Origin of the sequence: Microbispora cellulosiformans (assembly GCF_008728085.1) — a bacterium.
Lineage (GTDB): Bacteria > Actinomycetota > Actinomycetes > Streptosporangiales > Streptosporangiaceae > Microbispora > Microbispora amethystogenes.
The window spans coordinates 593,287-607,687 of sequence record NZ_VYTZ01000005.1 but is presented as its reverse complement, the minus strand read 5'-3'; the positions used below and the strand labels follow the sequence as shown (position 1 = coordinate 607,687).

At 73.3% G+C, this 14,401-nt stretch carries 10 protein-coding genes; 5 read left to right on the top strand and 5 right to left on the bottom strand.

The genetic code is table 11. From position 1 onward, the window contains the following. Positions 1 to 13: 13 nt before the first annotated feature. Positions 14 to 904 carry a phosphorothioated DNA-binding restriction endonuclease gene (locus tag F5972_RS17010; protein WP_150934438.1) on the bottom strand — a complete coding sequence of 297 codons (891 nt, stop codon included), beginning with the start codon at positions 902 to 904 and terminating at the stop codon, positions 14 to 16. A gap of 225 nt (positions 905 to 1,129) precedes the next feature. Between F5972_RS17010 and F5972_RS17005 the strand changes: the two genes are divergently transcribed. The 3 genes from F5972_RS17005 to F5972_RS16995 all read left to right on the top strand — a co-directional run bounded on the left by F5972_RS17005 (position 1,130) and on the right by F5972_RS16995 (position 5,004). Beyond that, positions 1,130 to 3,226 carry a TerD family protein gene (locus F5972_RS17005; protein ID WP_225311561.1) on the top strand — a complete coding sequence of 699 codons (2,097 nt, stop codon included), beginning with the start codon at positions 1,130 to 1,132 and terminating at the stop codon, positions 3,224 to 3,226. A 267-nt stretch (positions 3,227 to 3,493) separates the two neighbouring features. Next, on the top strand, positions 3,494 to 4,027 hold the full coding sequence (locus F5972_RS17000) for an RNA 2'-phosphotransferase (RefSeq protein WP_150934436.1): 534 nt from the start codon (positions 3,494 to 3,496) through the stop codon (positions 4,025 to 4,027). 95 nt (positions 4,028 to 4,122) lie between these two features. After that, positions 4,123 to 5,004 carry a hypothetical protein gene (locus F5972_RS16995; RefSeq protein WP_150934435.1) on the top strand — a complete coding sequence of 294 codons (882 nt, stop codon included), beginning with the start codon at positions 4,123 to 4,125 and terminating at the stop codon, positions 5,002 to 5,004. A gap of 103 nt (positions 5,005 to 5,107) precedes the next feature. Here F5972_RS16995 and F5972_RS16990 read toward each other — a convergent pair whose 3' ends face one another. Further along, positions 5,108 to 6,700 (bottom strand): CocE/NonD family hydrolase, encoded by a 1,593-nt coding sequence (locus tag F5972_RS16990; protein WP_191910162.1) that lies wholly within the window; start codon positions 6,698 to 6,700, stop codon positions 5,108 to 5,110. A 148-nt stretch (positions 6,701 to 6,848) separates the two neighbouring features. Between F5972_RS16990 and F5972_RS16985 the strand changes: the two genes are divergently transcribed. Further along, complete coding sequence (locus F5972_RS16985) at positions 6,849 to 7,226, top strand: MmcQ/YjbR family DNA-binding protein (protein WP_150934433.1); 378 nt, start codon at positions 6,849 to 6,851, stop codon at positions 7,224 to 7,226. Positions 7,227 to 7,358: 132 nt separating this feature from the next. Here F5972_RS16985 and F5972_RS16980 read toward each other — a convergent pair whose 3' ends face one another. The 3 genes from F5972_RS16980 to F5972_RS16970 form a co-directional block, all read right to left on the bottom strand. Continuing rightward, positions 7,359 to 10,292, bottom strand: coding sequence for an FAD-binding and (Fe-S)-binding domain-containing protein (locus F5972_RS16980; protein WP_225311560.1), 2,934 nt, complete (start codon positions 10,290 to 10,292; stop codon positions 7,359 to 7,361). An 85-nt stretch (positions 10,293 to 10,377) separates the two neighbouring features. Next, entirely contained in the window at positions 10,378 to 11,391 is a 1,014-nt protein-coding gene (locus F5972_RS16975) for a zinc-dependent alcohol dehydrogenase (RefSeq protein ID WP_150934432.1), read from the bottom strand. Between the two features lie 191 nt (positions 11,392 to 11,582). Further along, positions 11,583 to 12,500 (bottom strand): SMP-30/gluconolactonase/LRE family protein, encoded by a 918-nt coding sequence (locus tag F5972_RS16970; protein WP_150934431.1) that lies wholly within the window; start codon positions 12,498 to 12,500, stop codon positions 11,583 to 11,585. A gap of 159 nt (positions 12,501 to 12,659) precedes the next feature. On the opposite strand from F5972_RS16970, the gene F5972_RS16965 reads away from it, so the two are divergent. Continuing rightward, the gene (locus tag F5972_RS16965) at positions 12,660 to 14,372 is read left to right on the top strand and encodes an IlvD/Edd family dehydratase (protein WP_150934430.1); all 1,713 of its coding nucleotides are present in this window, start codon (positions 12,660 to 12,662) and stop codon (positions 14,370 to 14,372) included. The last annotated feature ends 29 nt before the right edge of the window (positions 14,373 to 14,401 follow it).

The following is a 14,401-nucleotide window of genomic DNA, read 5'->3' as shown; positions in this document are numbered from 1 at the left end:
GGCAGGCGGCCCGTCAGTGCCGGGCGGGTGCGCGGAACACCTGCCGCGTGTGCCAGTCGATGTGGCCGCCGTCGACGGGGTCGAGCCCGCGCTGAGGTTCCCGTAAGGGGTGTCCGGCCAGGGAGAGGACCATCTGCGCGGCGGCCGGGCTGCGGCTCACGAACTTCCGGGAGACGGCGATCGTGCGCTCCGGAGTGAGCCCGAGGACGCCCTTGTCGAACAGCTTGTGGTGGATCGCGCACAGGCACAGCCCGTTGGCCACGTCGTCCGGCCCGTCGAAGGCCCACCAGCGGACGTGCGCGGCGTCCAGGCCGACCGCCGTGCCGTCCAGCCACCCTTCGTACGCGCAGAAGGCGCAGCAGTACTCGTACGCCACGAGCACGCGCTCCCGGAACGCCGGGTCCCGGCGGGCCGTGGAAAGAGAGGCCTGCTCGGCGGTGGTGACCTGGTCGTTCAGTTCGAGGCCGACGTGGCGGCAGATGTCCGGATGCAGAGACGGCTCGAAGTTGGTGTCCAGCAGGTGCCGCGCGAGCCGTGCGACGAGACCGGAGTCGTCGGTCAGGGCGCGCAGCAGGTCGGGATGGAGCCGTCCGGTGGCCTGGGCCTCGCGCAGCCGCCCGAGCTCGGAGCCGGGGCTTCCCGGACCGTCCACGGTCTCGACCAGCCAGAGACCGTAGTCGTTCGTCAGGTGATGGAAGGGATAACCGGGACTGGTCCTCCGTGGCGGCCCGAACTCCTTGAGCAGGAGACCGAGCTCGGCCTCGGCGGAGCTGAAGGGGATCGGCCGGCCGCCGTCGCGCTGGAACCGCCCGAGGGCGTAGAGCAGCAGGAGCGGCTTGTGCGGCGCCCGCTCGCCGTGCCGCTTCCAGGGCTTGATGCAGGCGACGCGCTCGACCCAGTCCATGACCGGCACCCTACGGTGATCTTCGCCCCTGCTGGGCGCCTTGTGTCCGAGTCGATACGCGCGCGTCACGCTCCGGGGAGCACCTCGTCGAGATGCCATTCCAGAGCCTCCCACTCGCGGAGGCGCCGGACCTCCTCGCCGGCGGAGGGACAACGGCCGGTCACCGTTGACGCGGCTCGGAATTCGAGTGGCGAGGCGCCTGTAGTGGCCCTATATCGTGCCTGCGTGGAAGATCTCGTCATTGCCCGGCGCCTGCGCGTTCCCGTCGACGTGGAGGGGGACGGCACGCCCGGTTGGGGTGAGGTGGCCGCCCGGCAGCTCGACGCGGCGCTGCTCAGCGTCGGCTTCACGTGCTCGCCGGCGCTGCTCGACCGCCTGGCCCGGCTGCCCGGGGAGCAGGTGATCGACCTCGGGCTGCGGGTCCTGGCCGCCGTCCGCCGCCTGGTCGGCGACCATGTCGAGCACAACGCCTACTTCGTCGACTTTCCGAGGAACGTCCCGGACACGCTGGACTTCTGGGCGGGGCTGCTGCGCGAGGCCATGCTCGACCCGGTCGCCGCCGCCCGGCTCCAGCCGGGCACCCTCAATCTGCTCGATCTGCCGCGGTACGGCCGCTATCAGCACACCTACGCCGACCTGCTGGCCGCGCACGACGAGCTGATCCCCCTGGCCAGGGACCGGGTGACCGTGCTTGAGCTGGGCGGGAGCCTCCGGGACGAGGCGTGCGAGCTCTACTTCTCGCTCGCCGGCTCCGAGGTCCCGCTCGCCGCCGAGGACCTCACGGCTCTGCGCGCGCTCGCCGCCTTCTGCGCCGGCGACCGGCCCGAGCATGTCCCCGTACGCGAGAACCGGGCCGTCCTCAACGAGGTGCGGCTGGCCGCCGGGCAGCCGCTGCTCGTCGACACTGTGACGGACGTGCTCAGGGTGGCCGCGCTCTGCTCCGGCGGCGACGTCACCCTGTCCATCCCTGCCCGCCTGCGCTCCTTCCGCCGCGCCGAGCGCCGGATCCTGCTGGCCGCCCTGGACGCCGTGCCGGCCGCCAAGCACGGCGACGTGCTCCGCCACCGGGAGCAGTGGAAGCGGCTCGGCGAGCGGCTGCACCCGCACGAGTACCCGCAGTACCCCCGAGCGGTCCAGGTCTTCGAGGTGGCCAGGGGTGCGCGTAAGGCGGCGAGCTTCGGCGGCCGGGTCGAGGCCGCGCTGGCCGAGGGCCGTACCGCCGACGCCGTCGCCCTGCTGGAGCACACGCCCGGCGCGCTGCTGCGCCGCCTCGACCACCTGCTGCGGACGGGTGGCGGCCCGGCCGTGCTGGAGGCGGCGGAGCGGGCCGCCGCGCACGCCTCCGGCCGCGTGCTGCTCTCCCTGCGCGAGCACCTGCAGAACCGGCTCGCCCCGACGGACCGGATCTTCACCAACCGGCACGGTACGGCGTGGGCGGCCGCCGACACCCGGTCTCCGCTCGACGAGGAGGCGCTCGGCCGGACCCTCGCCGTCCTCGACGAGGAGATCACCCGCCGCCTCCCCGACCCGGGCGAACTGATCGTCGACCCCGCCGTGCTCGACGTGGCGCTGCCCCTGTCGGGCAAGAGCGCCGCGCCCGGGCTCGGGGTGCTGCCCCGCGGCTCGCTGTCACCCGTGGACGGTGAGCTGCTCCGGTTCTTCGTCTACTGGCGGCAGGCCCGGCGGAGCACCGACTACGACCTGTCCGCGCTCATGCTCGACGCCACCTATGACAACCCGACGCACATCTCGTGGACGTCGTACGGCAACGACTTCGCGACCTACTCGGGTGACCTCACCGACGCCGCCGACGGCGCGTCGGAGTTCATCGACATACGACTTCCGCACGCGACCCAGCCGATCGTCATCCCCCAGGTCCACGTCTACGCGGGGGAGCGGTTCGACGAGGCCGCCGAGGCGTTCTTCGGCTTCATGACCAGGGACGCCGCGCAGGAGGGCAGGCCGTTCGAGCCGCGCACCGTGCGGATGAAGTCCGACCTGCGCGGGTCCGGCCGCGTCGCGCTGCCACTGGTGTTCCTGCGCGGGGACGACGGAGCGTGGCGGGTGAAGTGGCTGCATCTCCACCTGTCCGGCCATCCGGCGTTCAACCAGGTGGAGGGCAACCGGGTCACCACGTCGCGACTCGTACGCTCGATCGTGGAGCGGGACTACCTGCGAGTCGGCTACCTGGCCGGCCTGCTGCGGGCCAAGCCGTCCGAGGGCGGGCACGTCACGTACATCGGGCTCGACGCACCCGCCGGCCTGCCGGAGGGGGCACGCGTCTTCACGCCCGCGACCCTGCACGAGCTGATCCCCGCCTGATATCGTCTGGATCGCGAGGCCATGGGAGGGCTTCCTTCTACCTCTTTGGGAACCGGTTTGCCCGCAAGGGCGCCTGTCTAGTCCGCCCGCTTTCCTCGCGCTCCGGCCCGGTGAGGCCATTCGGGGGCTTCCTTCTCCTCCTGGTTCGATTCCAGGTGGGCCCGTGACGGGCCCGCTGGCACATCCAGCCTCCGAGCCCTCCTCACCGGCCGTCCGGCCGGTCCCCGCGACGCTCCGCGGGCTCATCGAGGACACCGGGAGACGCTGATGGACGAACGCAGGCTGGTGCGGGTCTCGAAGTACCTGGCCAAGCATCTGCGCCACGAACCCGAGCGCATCGGCATCGAACTGGACGCGCACGGCTGGGTCGCCGTCGACACGCTGCTGACGGCGGCGGCCGCGCACGGGTTCCCGATCTCGCGTGCCGAACTGGAGCAGGTGGTCGCCGACAACGACAAGCGGCGGTACGTGATCGAGGGCGAGCGCATCCGGGCCAGTCAGGGGCACTCGGTGGCCGTCGACCTCGACCTCCCGGTGGCCGAGCCACCCCCGATCCTCTATCACGGCACGGTCGCCCGGAACGTGGAGGCGATCCGCGAGGAGGGCCTGCGGCCGATGGAACGTCACCACGTCCACCTGTCGCCGGACCGGGAGACCGCCACCCGCGTCGGTGCGCGCAGGGGCAGGCCGGTCGTCCTCGTCGTGGACGCGGCGGCGATGCACGCGGCCGGGCATCGGTTCCGGCTGAGCGCCAACGGCGTCTGGCTGGTCGACCACGTCCCCCCGGCCTACCTCCGATAGCGACCGCGCGGCCGCCATTCATCGACGGTAACTGTTTGATAACTATCAGTAATGACGATCAATGTCCGCCTTCGGCACGCTCCTATTGTCACTCCATGCTTACGATTGAACACGAAGCGGTGATACGCCTGTTCCAGGAACGGCCCGATCTGGCCGCCGGACTTCTGGCCCGCTCCCTTGACGTACAGCTCCCGGACTTCGACTACGCGGCGGTGGAGTCGGCCGACCTCACCGAGGTCACGCCCGCCTCTCGTCACGCGGACTCGGTCATCGTGTTCCGGCGCAAGCGTCCGGGCGCCGACCCCGAGCCGGTGGTCGCCGTGATCGTGGAGGTGCAGCGAGGCCGCGATCCCGGCAAGCTCTGGTCCTGGCCGATGTACCTCGTCAGCCTGCGCACCCGCCTGGAATGCCCGGTCATGCTGCTGGTGATCTGCCCGGAGGCGGCGGTCGCCCGGTGGTGCGCCCGGCCGATCGAGCTCGGGCACCCCGGGCTGGTGCCGACGCCGCTGGTCGCGGGTCCCGACGAAGTCCCCGTCATCACCGACCCGGGCCAGGCGGCCGACGACATCGAACTGGCGATGCTGTCGGTGATCCATCACGCCGCCACGCCGCAGGGCCCCGATATCCTCAACGCGCTGTTCGCCGCGCTGCACAATCTCGACCGTGACCAGGGGGGTATGTACGCTGACATGGTGCGTGCGGCGCTCCCCCGAGAGATCTGGGATCACTTGGAGAGGCACATGAAGACAGAGAGCTACGAATACCTCAGCGACTGGGCCCGCGAGAACATCGCCAAGGGCCAGACCGAAGGCAAGACCGAGGCGATCCTGACCGTGCTGGCCGCCCGCGGGATCGAGGTGCCCGACGAGCTCAACGACAAGATCAGGAAGTGTCGTGACCTCGACCGGCTGGACGCGTGGATCCGCGCCGCCGCCACGGTCCAGTCCGCCGACGCCCTCCTGAACAACGACCTCTGACCCAGACCGTCCACCGAAGGCCGAATCGCCTGTCTGGCAGCGATGGCGATTCGGCGTTCGTGTGCGGCGTCCCACCTGGAAGAGGGCCGGCCCGCGGAGCCGCTCAGCGGGGGACGATCGGGAGGGTGACGTACGAGTCGGGGTGGACCTTCTGGTGCTGGACGACCAGGTCCGCCTCTCCGCTGCCGGGGCGGCCGGTGCCGGGGTTGCGGTCGAAGCGGGGGAAGTTGGAGCTGGATATCTCCACCCTGATGCGATGGCCGGCCCTGAAGACCTGGCTGGTGGCGACCAGATCGATGACGAACGTCCCGGACGGCGCGAGAACGCGGACGATGCCGTCGATCACGCTCATCGCCCGGCCGTCCGGATGGACGTCCACGAGCTTGGCCGTCCAGTCGGTCGAGGCGGCCGAGGTCTCCGCGCGGAGGGTCACCGACACCGGGCCGGTCACCTCGACGTCGGAGGCGAGCACCTCCGTCGAATAACAGAGCACGTCCGGCCGCCGTTCCACGTCCCGCTGGTCCTGGGGACCGACGTTGGTGGGATCGGCCAGCAGGGTCGGGCCGCCGACGGTCGGGACGGGGTCGCGCGGGTCGAAGACGAAGACGGCCGGCTCCGCCGCCGAGGGCGGCTCGGGGGAGAGCAGGCCGTCCGCGTGCAGGTAGTAGGGGGTGTCGACGGCGCGCTCCAGCGGCCAGGCCTCCTCGTCCCGCCAGACGTCGTCGCCCATCACGAAGATCCGCACCGCGGGGCCGTCGTCCTTGCCCGCGAGGAAGGCCATCTGCCGTTCCTCCAGGCCGATCGCCTGCGCCGACGCGGCCGCGCCGAAGAACAGCCGCCCGGTGCCGCCGGCGCCCGGCGCGAGATGGGACCACGGCCCGACGACCAGCGGGCCGCCCAGGCGGCGGTGGTTCTCCAGCGTCCCCGCGAGGAACAGGTCGAACCAGCCCGCCACGTGCATCACCGGCACCTCGACGCGGTCGTGCCGCAGCGTCTCGGCCAGGCCTTCCCAGTACGCGTCGCGCGTCACGTGCGAGGTCCAGTCGTGCCACCACGGAATGCCCGGGACGTCGCCGACGGGCAGGGTGCGTACGGCGGTCTCCTGGTCGGCCAGGACCCGCAGCACCTCGGCGAGGGCCGCGCCGGTGTCCTCGCCCGCCTCCGCCGCGTGCAGCAGGCCGAGCATCGCCTGGAACGCCCCCCAGTTCAGGGCCGATCCCAGCGCTAAGGCCCCGCCGTGATACTTCAGGCCGTCGTGGAAGTCGTGCGGCGTCATCGCCGCGACCACCGCCTTCAGCCCGGGCGGACGGGTGGCCGCCGCCTGCAACGCGCATCCGGCGAGATAGGACATGCCGCTCATCACGACCTCGCCGTTCGACCAGGGCTGTGAGGTGATCCAGCCGATCGTGTCGTGGCCGTCGGCGCCCTCGTCCAGCCACGGCCGGAACTCGCCGTCGCTGGTGCCGCGCCCCCGGCAGTGCTGCAGCACGACCGCGAACCCGGCCCGCAGGGCCGGCAGCACCGGCTCCGTACGGAACGAGTCCTCGCCGTACGGCGTGCGCACGAGCAGCGCCGGGAACGGACCGCCGTCCGCCGGGCGGTGGACGGAGCCGCGCAGGACGGTGCCGTCCCGCATCGGCATGGGGCTGTCGTGCTCGACGACGACCGGCAGCGGGGGGCGGTTGAGCTTCGGCATGCGGAGTCCTCGGGTCAGGGCGTGGTCCGTCCACCGGACAGTACGCCGAACCGCGGCACGCGCGTGACGGCCGGCACGGCCATACTGGGGCGGTACGGGCGCCTGCCGGGGCGGCCCGGCGAGGAGTCGGGAGAGAGGGACGGGCGCGGTGGGTGACGAGAACGCGGTGGCGCGGGTCCGGGAGATCTGCCTGTCCCTGCCGGAGGCGGTGGAGAAGCCGTTCGGCGGCCACACCGCGCCGTCGTTCCGGATCGGCGACAAGCTCTTCGCCATGACCAGCGAGGACGGGCGGTCCCTCACGTTCAAGGCGGGCCCGGGGGTGCAGCAGGCTCTCGTGGCCTCGGACCCGGAGCGCTTCTTCGTCCCTCCGTACGTCGGCCCGAAGGGCTGGGTGGGCGCGCGCCTCGACGCCGACCAGGACTGGGCGGAGATCGCCGAACTCCTTGAGGACAGCTACCGGATGATCGCGCCGAAGCGATTGTCCGGGCTGCTCGACCGGCGCCGGGCCGGCGACGCCGAGAACTGAGGCCCCCGCCAGACCCCGACAGGCCCCAGGCCCCGCACCCGACAGGCCCCAGCCTCGCCAGATTCCAAGACTCCGCGAACCCTCAGGCCCCCGGGCTCTGCCGGATCCGCCGGGTGCGTCCGGCCACCGGGGTCAGCGGGTGACCTCGTCGAGCAGTTCGAGCAAGTGGTGATAGGTCTTCCCGGTGGCGCGGGAGAGACCGATCTCGCAGGTGCGGTTGACCGACGCGTGGGCGTCGAAGCCGCCTTCGGCCACCGAGCGCGCCTCGGCGTGGGTGGCGGACGCGGTCAGTTCCGGGTGCAGCAGGCCGCGGTCGCCGGCGAAGGCGCAGCATTGCCATCCTTCCGGCACGACGACCTCGTCCGCGACGGCCGCGGCGATCTTCGCGACGGCGGCGTCCAGGCCGAGGCGGGTCGAGGAGCAGGTCGGGTGCAGGGCCAGCGACGCCCGCTTGCGGCCCTCCGGCGGCTCCGGCAGCCGGGGCAGGACGTGCTCGGCCACGAAGGTCACGGCGTCGACCACCCGGACGACGGGAGCCGCCGCGGCGGCCCGCTCGCTGCCCTGCACTCCATCCTGCACGCCGGCACCCGCGGCCTTTTCTCCGTCCTTCAGGACGGCCCGCCCGTCGCCTCCGGTCACGGCATGCCCGTCACCCACAGCGGCGAGCAGGCGTTCGAACCCCTCGGTGCAGGAGGCGGCGTCGCTGATCACCGGGAGGCGGCCGCCCTCGGTGGCGGTCAGCAGGGCCTTCCGCACCCGCTCGCGCATCACCTCGTAGCCCTCCGTGAACCCCTTGGACGACCACGGCGTGCCGCAGCACAGGCTCTGGACGCCCTCCGGCACGCTCAGCCGCAGACCGGCCCGTGCGGCGAGCCGTAAGACCGCGACCATGACTCCCGGGCCGCCGTCGGCGGGAGCGAACATCGTGTTCAGGCACGACGGCACAAACACCGCGTCGGCCCGCTCCGCGGACGCGGCCCGCCGGGGGACGCCGCCGCGCGGCAGGTCGCGGGTCCACTGAGGAATCGCGTCGGGGTCGCCGGCCGCGCGGGCCGCCCGGCTCGCCCGCTCGGCGAGCCCGGCCGGGGCCGCCGCGGCGGCGTCCATGGCGAGGTCCATGGCCCGGGTCACCGCTCCCCAGTGCCGGGCGGCGGACGTCCAGCCCGCCCGCGCCGCGCGTCCGTGGCGCTCGGCCCGCAGCCGCTTGGTGAGGTCGCCCGTGTTGATCAGTACGGGGCAGGCGGTGGCGCACATGCCGTCCACGGCGCAGGTGTCGACGGCGTCGTAGTCGTACTCCCGCTCCAGCCGCAGCGCGAGCGCCTCGTCGCCCGCCGCCCGGGCCGCGGCGATCTCGCGGCGCAGCACGATCCGCTGGCGCGGGGTCGTGGTGAGGTCGCGGCTCGGGCACACCGGCTCGCAGTAGCCGCACTCCACGCAGCGGTCCACCTCGGGCTCGACGGCGACGACGGGCTTGAGGTCGCGCAGGTGCGCGCGCGGGTCGTCGGTGAGCACGACGCCCGGGTTGAGCGTGCCGCCGGGATCGCAGAGCCGCTTGACCTCCCGCATGACCTCGTACAGCTCGTCGCCGTACTGGCGGCGGACGAAGGGGGCCATGACCCGGCCGGTGCCGTGCTCCGCCTTGAGCGTGCCGCCGCGATCGAGCACGGCGCCGACCATCTCCTCGGTGAACTCGGCGTACCGCTCCGGGTCGGCGCCGAAGCGCTCGTTGAGCATGAAGTGCAGGTTGCCGTCCTTGGCGTGGCCGAAGATCACGCTGCGCTCGTACCGGTGCCGGGCGAACAGCCCGGCGAGGTCGTCGCAGAGGTCGGCGAGGACGGGCACCGGGACGGCCACGTCCTCCAGCAGGGCCGTCGTGCCGCTGGGCCGGGCCCCGGCGACCGCGGCGTACAGGCCCTTGCGGATGCGCCACAGGGCCGCCCGTCCGGCGGCGTCCCCGCTGAGCCGGGCGGGGGCGGCGAGGTCCAGGCGGGCGAAGACGTCCGCGGCCTCCCGCTCGCGGCCGGCGAGCACCTCGGGCGCGGACTCCTGCCACTCGACCAGCAGTGCCGCGTGGTCGCGCACCTCCAGCGCGCGCAGCACGCCGTCGGCGCCCGGATCGGTCCGCGCGACCCGCAGCGACTCGGCGTCGAGCAGCTCGACGGCGGCGGGACCCGCCGCCACGATCTCCGGCACCGCCGCCATCGCCGCCCGCAGCGTCGGGAAGACCACTAGGCCGGTCGCGGCGAGCCGGTGCGCCGGCACCGTACGCAGGACGGCCCGGGCGACGAACGCGAGCGTGCCCTCGCTGCCCACGACGAGGCGGGCGAGGATCTGGGCGGGCGAGTCGTGGTCGAGGAAGCTGTTGAGGCCGTAGCCCATGGTGTTCTTGAGCGCGAACTGCGCCGTGAGCCGCCGCACCGACTCGGGGTTGCCGCGCACGCGGTCGCGTAGCCGTTCCAGGCCCTCGGCGAGCGCGGGCTCCAGGGCGCGCAGCCGCGCGTCGGCGTCGGGCGCGCCGGTGTCGAGGACGGTCCCGCTCGCCAGCACGAGGACCATCGACTCCAGCGTCCGGTAGGTGTTGGCGTGCGTGCCGCAGGTCATCCCGCTGGAGTTGTTGGCGACGACCCCGCCGATCGTGCACGCCGCCTCGCTGGCCGGGTCGGGCCCGAGCCTGCGGCCGTACGCCGCGAGCCTGGCGTTGACCTGCCGCAGCACGGCGCCGGGCTGCACCCGCACGCGGGTGCCGTCGTCCAGCACCTCGATGTCCCGGAAGTGCCTGCGGGTGTCGACGAGCAGGTGCTCGCTCACGCCCTGCCCGCTCAGGCTGGTGCCGCCGGACCGGAAGGTCAGCGGCAGCCCGGTCCGCAGCAGCGCGGCGACCTGATCGGCGTTCTCGGGCACCAGCACCGCCTGCGGGGTCAGCAGGTAGTGCGAGGCGTCGTGCGCCATGCCGAGCCGGTCGCTCGCCCGCGCACGGGTGATCCCCGGCACGGCCGCCTCCACCGCCGCGAGGGCGGCGGGGTCCGGCGGCGTCAGCCGGCGCGCTCCGGCGTCGCTAGGGCTCATCGCAATCCTCCGTGGACACCCCCGCATTCGGGCGGGGCGGGAATCGTGCTCGCTGCGGAGCGGAGTCGGTGGGCGAGCGCCTCCGCTATCGCCGCGGATCGATGTGGATCTTCGGGCCCGGCCCGGCGCCCGCCGGGCGTCGTCCCGCCAGCACCTCGGCGGCGTCGCCGAGCCCGACGGTGGCCGCCACGAGTGGATGGGCGTCGACCGATCCGTCCGCGTACGCCTGGATCGTTCCGGCCAGCCCGCCCGAGCCGCTGAGCACGCCGACGGCGGTGACGTCCTTGAACACGAGGTCGCGGGTGTCGACACGGCTGGGGGAGGCCGCGATTCCGATATACACTACCCGGCCCGCGGGCCTGACCAGGTCGAGCGCGAGCGCCGGGAGATCCGCCGCGTTGGACGCGTCGACCACGGCGTCCCACGGGTGCGACGGCAGTGACGGGCGGGTCCACACGTTCGCGAAGCCGAGGTCGCGGGGGAGCCCCAGCGCGGGCTCGTCGCGGCCCAGCAGGTGCACCTCGGACCCCCGCGCCCGCGCGAGCAGCGCGACGAGCAGCCCGATCGTGCCGGTGCCCAGCACCAGCAGCCGGTCGCCGGGCCCGACGGCGGCCGCCCGTACGGCGCGCAGGGAGTTGGCGCCGGGCTCGACGAGCGCGCCGAGCGTCGCGTCGATCGTCTCCGGCAGCGCGTGCAGGGCCGAGGCCGGCACGGCGAGCCGTTCGGCCAGCGCCCCGGGGAAGCCCATGCGGATCCCGATCTCGGCCCGGTCGGGACAGACGTGGCTCACACCGGTGCGGCAGAAGCGGCAGTGACCGCAGCCGAGCATCGTGTCGCCGGTGACGCGGCGGCCCAGCCAGCCGGGGTCGACCCCGTCCCCGAGCGCCGTGACGACTCCGCACCACTCGTGCCCCGGGCGCAGTGGATACCAGGCCTGGCCGGAGTGCAGATAGCTCATCGCGCCGCTGAACAGCTCCAGGTCGGTGCCGCAGACACCGGCCCGCTCGACGTCGACGACCACCTGACCGGGCGCGGCGACCGGCGGTTCGACGTCCAGGACCTCGGCCGCGCCGGGTCCCGTGATGACCAGTGCCCGCATGACGCCCTGCCCCCTTACCGGTGCGGCCGGACGGCGCGGCTGTGCGGGACGACGGGCGGGACGACGGGTGCGGCGGCGCCGGTGGCGGAGTGGTGCAAGTGGTTCTCCGTGCTGGTGGTTCCCTGTGCTGGTGGTTCCCTGCCGCGGATCGGTGCCCGCCGTCCTCTCACGATCTGTTCACGGGCGGAGCCTCACGATACGGAAGGGGCGGCGGGCGGCGCCCAGTAGGGTGCCGGAACGCCGCGTACGCCGACCCTGGCGGTGAACAGGTGTCCCGAGCCGGGGTGCTCGGCCAGCTCCTGGGGAGACATGTTCTCGGTGGCCGTGGTGATCACCAGGAGGTCGAGATCCGGCCCCGCGAAGGCCGGGCAGGTGGGTTTCGGGGCGCCGACCTCGACCACGGCGAGCAGGCGGCCCGCCGGGTCGCGGCACTCGACCCGCCCGCCGCCGAAGACGGCGATCCACAGGTTGCCCTCGGCGTCGGCGCACATCCCGTCGGGCAGCGTGCCGGGCGGCTCGTCGTCCAGCGAGAAAATCTCCTGTCTCGGCCCGGTCCGGCCGGTGGCCGGATCGTAGTCGCGGGCCCACACCACCCGGGACGCGCTGTCGACGCTGTAGAGGCGGTCGCCCGAGGGACTCCAGGCGAGGCCGTTCGACAGGGTGAGGTCCTCGTCGAGGTGGACCAGGGCCGTGCCGTCGAGCCGGGCCAGCACCTCCCGGCCCTTCCGGTCGTCGAGGGCCATGCTGCCGACCAGGAAGCGCCCGGCCGGGTCGACGGCGCCGTCGTTGAGCCTGCTCCGTACGCCCGGGGGCAGCACCCGGGCGAGTTCGGTGCGCCGTCCCGTGGGGCTGACCCCGGTGAGGACCGCCTGTTCGGCGACGACGAGGTCGCCCTCGGCGGAGACGGCGACCGCGCCCACGGTGCCCTCGAAGGTGTGCAGCGTGGCGGCTTCGATCATGCCGGTCGCCGGGTCGAGCCGCCCCTCGTGTACGGCGCCCGCGTCGATGTCCACCCACAGCAGGCGCTCCCGGGCGGGATCCCACACGGGACCCTCGCCGAGGGCGTACACGTCCCGGCCGGCCTGGGTCGCGGTGCACCGCATGGTCATATTTCGGGATATTAGGGCGTTCGGCGCCACGACTGCGACTGGCAGAAAAGTGGATCACTCGCCTCTTTCGGGACAAGTGAGGCGTGGGTTAGCCTCGCAGAGTCTTTGACCACTGTCTCTGACCTCTGTCTCTGACTTCCCGAGAAACCTGGGTGCCGCATGGGGACGCGAAGCGCCGAGTGGTACGGCGGAGCCGGCCGCAACTCCTACATCCACCGCGCGTGGATGCGGCGCGGGCTGCCGGCCCACGCCTTCGACGGTCGCCCGCACATCGCGATCGCCAACACCGCGTCCGACCTCACCCCCTGCAACTCGCACCTCGACGAGGTCGCCGAGCACGTCAAGCGCGGCGTGTGGGAGGCGGGCGGCGTCCCGCTGAACCTGCCGGTGGTGTCGCTGGGGGAGACGCAGGTGCGCCCCACGGCCATGCTGTGGCGCAACATGGCCGCGATGGCCGCGGAGGAGCTGCTGCGGGCCAATCCGGTCGACGGGGTGGTGCTGCTCGGCGGGTGCGACAAGACGATCCCCGCGCTGCTGATGGCCGCCGCGTCGGTGGACCTGCCCGCGATCGTGGTGCCGGGCGGGCCCATGCTCACCGGCCACTTCCGCGGCGTCCCGCTCGGCTGCGGCACGGACGTGTGGAAGCTCAGCGAGGAGGTCCGGGCCGGGACGCTGACCGAGGCCGAGTTCATGCGCTCGGAGTCGTCGATGATCCGCAGCAGGGGCCACTGCAACACGATGGGCACGGCCTCCACGATGGGGCTGCTCGCCGAGGTGCTCGGCATGACCCTGCCCGGCGTCGCCGGCACGCCGGCCGCCGACAGCCGGCTGCTGGAGGCCGCCCACGCCAGCGGCTCGCTCGCCGTCGAGATGGTCGCCGAGGACCGCCGCCCCAGCGCGGTGATGACGCGCGGGTCCTTCCTCAACGCCGTCGTCGCGCTCGCCGCGCTCGGCGGGTCCACCAACGCCGTCGTCCACCTGCTCGCGATCGCCGGGCGTCTCGGGGTGGAGCTCACCCAGGACGACTTCGACCGTACGGGGTCGGGGGTGCCGCTGCTGGTGGACCTGCTGCCCGCCGGGCGGTTCCTGATGGACGACCTGCACCGCGCCGGGGGCCTGCACGCCGTCCTGCGCGAGGTCCGCGACCTGCTCGACCCGGAGGCGATCACCGTCACCGGCCGGCCGCTGGTCGACTGGCTCGGCGCCGCGCGCATCCACGACCCCGAGGTCATCCGCCCCCGCGAGACGCCCCTGCTGGAGAGCGCCGGGATCGCCGTGCTGTACGGCGACCTCGCCCCCGGCGGCGCGGTGATCAAGCCGGCCGCGGCCTCGCCGCACCTGCTGCGGCATCGCGGGCCGGCCGTCGTGTTCGACTCCGTGGAGGACTTCCACGCGCGGATCGACGATCCCGATCTGGACGTCACGCCCGACTCGGTGCTCGTCCTGCGCGGGTGCGGTCCCCGGGGCTACCCCGGCATGCCGGAGGTCGCCAACATGCCGCTGCCCGCCAAGCTGCTCGCCCAGGGCGTACGCGACATGGTCCGCGTCTGCGACGGGCGGATGAGCGGCACCGCCTACGGCACGGTCGTGCTGCACGTCGCGCCCGAGGCGGCCGCGGGCGGCCCGCTCGGGCTCGTCCGCGACGGCGACATGATCGTCCTCGACGTCGACGCCCGCAGGCTCGACGTCGAGGTTCCGGCGGAGGAGTGGGCCGCCCGCGAGCCGTCCCCGGCCATGACCAAGGCCTTCGCCGCCCCGAGCCGCGGCTGGGAGCGGCTGTACGTCGAGACGGTCGGCCAGGCGAACACCGGCGCCGACCTCGGCTTCCTCACCGGCTCCAGCGGCCACCCGGTGCCCCGCGACTCGCACTGACCCGCGAGCCCGCGAGCACTGACAGGCGG

Bases quoted from the DNA above. Each gene is read 5' to 3' on its own strand.
- F5972_RS17010 (WP_150934438.1), bottom strand. From the start codon at position 904: ATGGACTGGGTCGAGCGCGTCGCCTGCATCAAGCCCTGGAAGCGGCAC.
- F5972_RS17000 (WP_150934436.1), top strand. From the start codon at position 3,494: ATGGACGAACGCAGGCTGGTGCGGGTCTCGAAGTACCTGGCCAAGCAT.
- F5972_RS16995 (WP_150934435.1), top strand. From the start codon at position 4,123: ATGCTTACGATTGAACACGAAGCGGTGATACGCCTGTTCCAGGAACGG.
- F5972_RS16990 (WP_191910162.1), bottom strand. From the start codon at position 6,700: ATGCCGAAGCTCAACCGCCCCCCGCTGCCGGTCGTCGTCGAGCACGAC.
- F5972_RS16980 (WP_225311560.1), bottom strand. From the start codon at position 10,292: ATGAGCCCTAGCGACGCCGGAGCGCGCCGGCTGACGCCGCCGGACCCC.
- F5972_RS16975 (WP_150934432.1), bottom strand. From the start codon at position 11,391: ATGCGGGCACTGGTCATCACGGGACCCGGCGCGGCCGAGGTCCTGGAC.
- F5972_RS16970 (WP_150934431.1), bottom strand. From the start codon at position 12,500: ATGACCATGCGGTGCACCGCGACCCAGGCCGGCCGGGACGTGTACGCC.
- F5972_RS16965 (WP_150934430.1), top strand. From the start codon at position 12,660: ATGGGGACGCGAAGCGCCGAGTGGTACGGCGGAGCCGGCCGCAACTCC.